The 4,940-nt window shown below is 67.9% G+C and carries 7 protein-coding genes; 3 read left to right on the top strand and 4 right to left on the bottom strand.

The features are described 5' to 3' along the window. Nucleotides 1-1,084, top strand: a 1,084-nt coding sequence (locus tag VF794_RS00305) for a HAMP domain-containing sensor histidine kinase (RefSeq protein ID WP_331106538.1), incomplete at its 5' end; no start/stop codon positions are given. 28 nt (nt 1,085-1,112) lie between these two features. Here VF794_RS00305 and VF794_RS00300 read toward each other — a convergent pair. After that, a complete protein-coding gene (locus VF794_RS00300) occupies nt 1,113-1,463 on the bottom strand; it encodes a DUF2019 domain-containing protein (RefSeq protein ID WP_331106536.1) in 351 nt (116 codons plus the stop codon). A gap of 246 nt (nt 1,464-1,709) precedes the next feature. Here VF794_RS00300 and VF794_RS00295 point away from each other — a divergent pair, with 246 nt between their 5' ends. Beyond that, nucleotides 1,710-2,501 carry a hypothetical protein gene (locus VF794_RS00295; protein ID WP_331106535.1) on the top strand — a complete coding sequence of 264 codons (792 nt, stop codon included), beginning with the start codon at nt 1,710-1,712 and terminating at the stop codon, nt 2,499-2,501. A gap of 220 nt (nt 2,502-2,721) precedes the next feature. Here the strand turns inward: VF794_RS00295 and VF794_RS00290 are convergent, their stop codons facing one another. From VF794_RS00290 to VF794_RS00280, 3 genes are read right to left on the bottom strand one after another with little or no spacing between them, the layout of a single operon-like run. Further along, nucleotides 2,722-3,348, bottom strand: a complete 627-nt coding sequence (locus tag VF794_RS00290) for a hypothetical protein (RefSeq protein ID WP_331106533.1) — start codon at nt 3,346-3,348, stop codon at nt 2,722-2,724. Between the two features lie 10 nt (nt 3,349-3,358). After that, on the bottom strand, nt 3,359-3,724 hold the full coding sequence (locus VF794_RS00285; RefSeq protein ID WP_331106531.1) for a hypothetical protein: 366 nt from the start codon (nt 3,722-3,724) through the stop codon (nt 3,359-3,361). A gap of 2 nt (nt 3,725-3,726) precedes the next feature. Next, nucleotides 3,727-4,419, bottom strand: a complete 693-nt coding sequence (locus VF794_RS00280; RefSeq protein WP_331106529.1) for a hypothetical protein — start codon at nt 4,417-4,419, stop codon at nt 3,727-3,729. A 157-nt stretch (nt 4,420-4,576) separates the two neighbouring features. On the opposite strand from VF794_RS00280, the gene VF794_RS00275 reads away from it, so the two are divergent. Next, the coding region (locus VF794_RS00275) for an AAA family ATPase (protein WP_331106527.1) at nt 4,577-4,940 on the top strand (364 nt) is incomplete at its 3' end.

Below are 4,940 nucleotides of genomic sequence, written 5' to 3'. Positions count from 1 at the left end.
GCCCACGGCCAGCCGGGTGCGGTACGCCGTGCTGCCCCCGGGCCGCTACCGCTTCGAGGTGCGTGCGCGCGGCGAGGGGGGCACGTGGGGGCCCACGCTGGGGTTCGACCTGGAGGTGCACCCGCCCTGGTGGGGCACGGTGTGGGGAGGGCTGCTGGGCGTGCTGGGGCTGGGGGCGGGGGTGGCGGGCATGGTGCGCTGGCGGGCCCGTCGCCTGCAACGCAGGAACGCCGAGCTGGAGGCGCTCGTGCTGGCCCGCACCACCGAGCTCACGCGGGCGCGCGAGCGGGTGGCCCAGGCGGAGAAGCTCTCGGCCATGGGCCAGCTGATGGCGAGGCTCTCCCATGAAATCAACAACCCGCTCACCGCCATCCACAACAACCTCACCCCGGTGGGCGAGTACGTCGGGCAGATGAGCGAGGCCCTGCGGAGCTACCGCGAGTGGCTGGGCACCCAGGGCGAGCAGGCGATGGAGGCCGAGCGGCTCTGGCGGGAGCAGGACCTGGACTTCGTGCTCCAGGACCTGCCGGAGGCCCTGGAGTCGATGCGGAGCGCGTCGGAGCGCATCCGCTCCATCCAGATGGACCTGCGCGCCTTCCTGCGGGGCGAGCGTCCCCCCCTCGTCTCCGCCGACCCCGACCAGGTGGTCCGCGACACGGTGGAGTTGCTCCGCCGCACGCTGCCTCCGGGCGTGCGGTTGGAGGTCCAGTGTGGCGGGGTGCCCCACGTTCCGCTCCACCCGGGACAGTTCGGGCAGGTGGTGCACAACCTGCTGCGCAACGCCGTGGACGCCCTGGGGGCCGAGGGCGAGGTGCGGGTGCACACGGCGGTGAGGGAAGGCGGGGTGGAGGTGCGGGTGGCCGACACGGGGCCGGGCGTGCCCGAGGAGCTGCGTCAGCGCATCTTCGAGCCCTTCTTCACCACCAAGGACGTGGGTCAGGGCTCGGGGCTGGGGCTGGCCATCTGCCGGCAGATCATCGAGGAGAACCACGGCGGCACGTTCGAACTGGACGAGACGGTGGAGCGGGGCGCGTGCTTCGTGGTGCGGCTGCCGCTGTCCCCGGCCCGGAGCCAGGTGGCGTGAGGCCTTGGAGAGCGCTCGCTGGGCGTGACTACCCCGGGTCGAGGGCCCAGGTGCCTTCCTCCCAGCGCTTCAGGGCCTGCTGCGCGCAAAAGGGGATCATCCCTTCGCCGCTCGCTGCCTCCGCCAGGACTGCTTTGGCCTCGGCCGTCCGGTAGCGGAGCAGATGCGCGGCGGCCATGACGCGCACGTCCATGCGCTCGTGCTTGAGCAGTACGAGGAGGGCATCACGCCCGGCATCGCCGTGGGCCAGGAGCTTATCGACCGCGGCACCGTACTTCCTGGCGTGCTTGTTCCCGGTCTTGGAATCCCCCCGCCAGATGGCCTCGGTCTGCGCGGCCACGTTCAGCGCGAACTGCTCGACCAGTTCCTCCAGCTTCATTACCAGAATCCCTTCGTTACTCTCTCGAGGGCCAGCAGACCGAACTCGCGTTGGGCTTCGTACGACTGCGTACTCTGTGTTGCGGTGTCAAAGGAATCGAACTGCCCGTTGCTGGGGAGCGCTGGGCGTGCCACCCGTGGAGTAGGAAACGCTAAATGCACCGTGCACCTCCTGGAGCGAGGGCACGGCTCCGTGCGAACAAGACGGCCAGGTCTCGGGCGGGCGGGAGGCCAGCGAGGAGCACCCATGGACGAGGAAAAGAAGTCCGAGGCGAGCCAGGAGGACGTGGAGCGTCTGGGGCCGTACCGGCTTCACGAGCAGGTGCCGCAGGACGAGCACAGCCGGGATGAACTCTACCTGGCCACGCACGAGACGACCGGAACGCCGGCCCTGGTGCTCAAGCCCGCCGAGGACGGCTCGAAGCCGCCGCCGGACGTACAGGGGCGCTACATCTCCTCGTCCTCACCTGCCTACGTCGCCGTGGAGGTGGAGCAGACCCCGTGGGCCGTGGCTCCCGACAAGCACTCCGTGGAGACGGTGGTGTGCACGTTCGAGGATGTGCGGGCGGGAATGGAGCGCCTGGCCCAGGCGCTCTCCGGCGCCCCCGAGCCTCGCCCCCTGTGGCGACTGGGGCTGGCGCTGGCGGGTGCCGCGGCGGTGTGCGCGCTGGTCTTCGCCCTGGGCCGTCTGGCGCCCGTGTCCCCACCGCCCGTGGGCCCGGAGGCGTTGGCGAGCGCCGAGCACGCGCCCATGAGCCCCGAGGTGCCGGCGGACACCTGGGGACCCCTTACGGAAATGTCGTTCCTGAGGACCACGGACGGAGGGCTCCTTGCCCTCTCCCGCCCCTTACCGAGCAAGCCCTACCCAGGGCAGAAGCGCCCTCCCTGCAAGGCTCGGGTCGAGGTGGAACTCAATGGGGGCTGCTGGGTGCCTCACAAAGAGAAGGCCCCGTGCCCGGAGGACCTCTTCGAGTCCAAGGGGGAGTGCTACACGGTCTCCGGGCAACCCCCGCCGCTGCCCCAATCGCTCGGGGAGTGAACCGGCCCTCCGTGGACGGATGCCCCCACGCGATTCCGGACATCTTGGGCGTAGATGGAGGTGGCGCCCGTGGTCAGCCAGTTACCGGAGGTGCCGCCCAGCGAGGTGAAGTGCAGCGCATGTTCACCACCGCCGAATGGTGCCCGCCACGTGGGTGCCATGGCCCCAGCAGTCGCCAGCACCATAGCCATCGTTGACGGCGGTGAGCCTCGACCCGCCTTCACATCACGATGCAATCCAGCCCCTTGAGGACGGTCCGAAGTTCTTCCGGGGTTGTCTCCAGCCCTTTCGTCACCGAGGGGGCGTGCCACGTCTCCGCCACCGTGGAGGGCGGATCCTTCACCAAGGTATTGATGATGACCCTTCCGAATCGGCCCGGCCAGTCGAGTCGGCTCAACGCGGCCGCGTTCCCAATGGGGTCGAGGATCGTGAAGCACGGCCAGCGTGGCAGCCGGATCGTCCGCATGTCACAGTCATGAAAACGGCAGCCGTCGAGCCGGGCCTCGGAGAAGTCACAGTCCTCGACTCGGCCGGTTTCGCCACCCGTGGTGTATCCCGGAAACCGCCCGAAGTCGCACCCGGTCAAGCGCCCCTTGACCCGGCACCTCTCGAGGGCCGCACTCACCCAGCCCCGGTGGTTCCGCAGCTCCTGCTTGAACTCCAGGGTGCAGTCGATGAGTCGCGGCTGGCGGACCATCAACCGACTTCCCGGCACACGGACGACAACCGTGCACCGGCGCAGCGTCAGCTGCGGCCCGAAGTAGACGATTTGATTCCCCGCGCCCGCGAGTTCTACCCGCTCGTCTTCAATCTCCCGGTTCTCGAAAAAGATGTTGCCCGGCCACATCCGCGTGCCCTCAGTAGAAGATCATCCGGAAGAACTCGGTGGCCATACGTCGGCCGTGGACCGCGAAGTTCTCCTTCGTTCCAGAGAGTACCTCGTATCCAAACCCCCCTGGGCGTGGGTCCACCGCATCGACTCCCCTGGAGGACCACTGGAGCTGCGTGAACTCCCCCTTGAGTCTTGCGTTGACCCACCGCCCACGTGCCAGCCCCTCCAGATGTCGGGCGCTATTTTCGTTCCCCGCGTCGCGCGCTCGCTCGATTGCGGCTCTCTCCTTGTTGCTGAGCTCGCCCTCGCTCCACCCCCGTGCGACCCGCTCGGCCGCCGCCTGGAGTTCGTCGCCCAACTTGTCCTCTGCCGGTATGTCGTGGAGGTCCATCCCTAGCCCTGGGCCTCCCACTGCGCTTGCACCAAGTTGAACCTCGGCAATGAACGCAGGTGCGTGGCCACCTCGCCGAGCGTCCGCCCACTGAGGGTGGCCACCGCCAGAATGAGGGCCCGCGCCGCGTCCGTCCCGATGCGCCGCCCGAACTCCTCCCCCGCCTCGCGTAGCTCCTGGAACGTGGTGGCTTCGTGGGCCCGGTGCGCCATGCGGGCCCACCCGTCCATGAGGCCCCACATGGCGTCCACGCCCAACCAGGCGAGCAGCACCACCGACAGCGCGGCCGCCGCCGCCTTCGTGCTCGGCTCGGGCAGCAGCCACAGCGCCAGGTAGAGCCCCGCGGCCCAAACAAAGGACGAGAGCAGCACCTGCGGACTCAGCTCCCGCCCCAGGGCAGCCCGGGTCTCGTCGAGCACCGGTCCGAAGGCCAGGGCGAGCGCCAACGTGCGCCGGTCATCGGTGCGCAGGTACGACCCATCCGTGAAGAGGCCCAGGCAGTCACCGCCACCCCTCGGCTCGCACCAGCGGAGATACTTCGCCTTCAACGCTGCCTCGGCCTCGGGGACGAGCGGCCCCTTGTCGTTGAGCGGCACCAACGTCAGCGCCCTGTCGCGGTACACCTCCGCGAGCAGCTCCTCCTCCGGCATGGCTTGGAGCAGCCCCTGGGCGGCCTCCTGGGCCGTTCCCCTCATGAGGACGATGAGCCCGAGGGCACCGGTCGGCGCTCAGCGAGGTGCGCCCCGCGAACTCCGATGACTGTAGCCTTTCCACCGGTCCGGCAATCCCGAAGGGCTTGCAGCAAGTTGAGACTGTAAGGTTGGCCGGTGTCCCTGGTAGAAGTTCGCTCTCATGTACTTGGCGGAATTTCAGGTTTTTAATTACAAAGGGTTCCTCGATTCCGGACCCATCAAGCTGAAACCCGGCTTCAATGTCCTTACGGGGCAGAACAACTCCGGGAAGACAGCGCTGCTGGAAGCGCTGAGCTTACAATTCCCCAGCAAGCCGCATCGGAGTTTGGTGAATGCTCCGTCATCCGGTTCCCCGTCTGTTCCTCAGTCGAGAGCGCTGTTTCGTGTAGCAATCACGCCAGATGAATTGAGAAAGCACCTCAAAGACGGGAATGTGGGGGCCATACTTCCAATTCTCAGGAGTGATTTTCCAGGAGTTTCAGACGGCGCTTATCTGTGGCATGCTCTTTGTTCGCGCCAAGGGG

It is taken from the genome of Archangium sp. (assembly GCF_036389735.1).
Taxonomy (GTDB): Bacteria; Myxococcota; Myxococcia; order Myxococcales; family Myxococcaceae; genus Archangium.
Note: the sequence above shows the minus strand (reverse complement) of the source record. Positions and strands in the feature narration are given on the sequence as shown.

What these genes read in the sequence shown, in the direction of transcription:
- VF794_RS00300 (WP_331106536.1), bottom strand. Translation starts at nt 1,463, where the DNA reads ATGAAGCTGGAGGAACTGGTCGAGCAGTTCGCGCTGAACGTGGCCGCG.
- VF794_RS00295 (WP_331106535.1), top strand. Translation starts at nt 1,710, where the DNA reads ATGGACGAGGAAAAGAAGTCCGAGGCGAGCCAGGAGGACGTGGAGCGT.
- VF794_RS00290 (WP_331106533.1), bottom strand. Translation starts at nt 3,348, where the DNA reads ATGTGGCCGGGCAACATCTTTTTCGAGAACCGGGAGATTGAAGACGAG.
- VF794_RS00285 (WP_331106531.1), bottom strand. Translation starts at nt 3,724, where the DNA reads ATGGACCTCCACGACATACCGGCAGAGGACAAGTTGGGCGACGAACTC.
- VF794_RS00280 (WP_331106529.1), bottom strand. Translation starts at nt 4,419, where the DNA reads ATGAGGGGAACGGCCCAGGAGGCCGCCCAGGGGCTGCTCCAAGCCATG.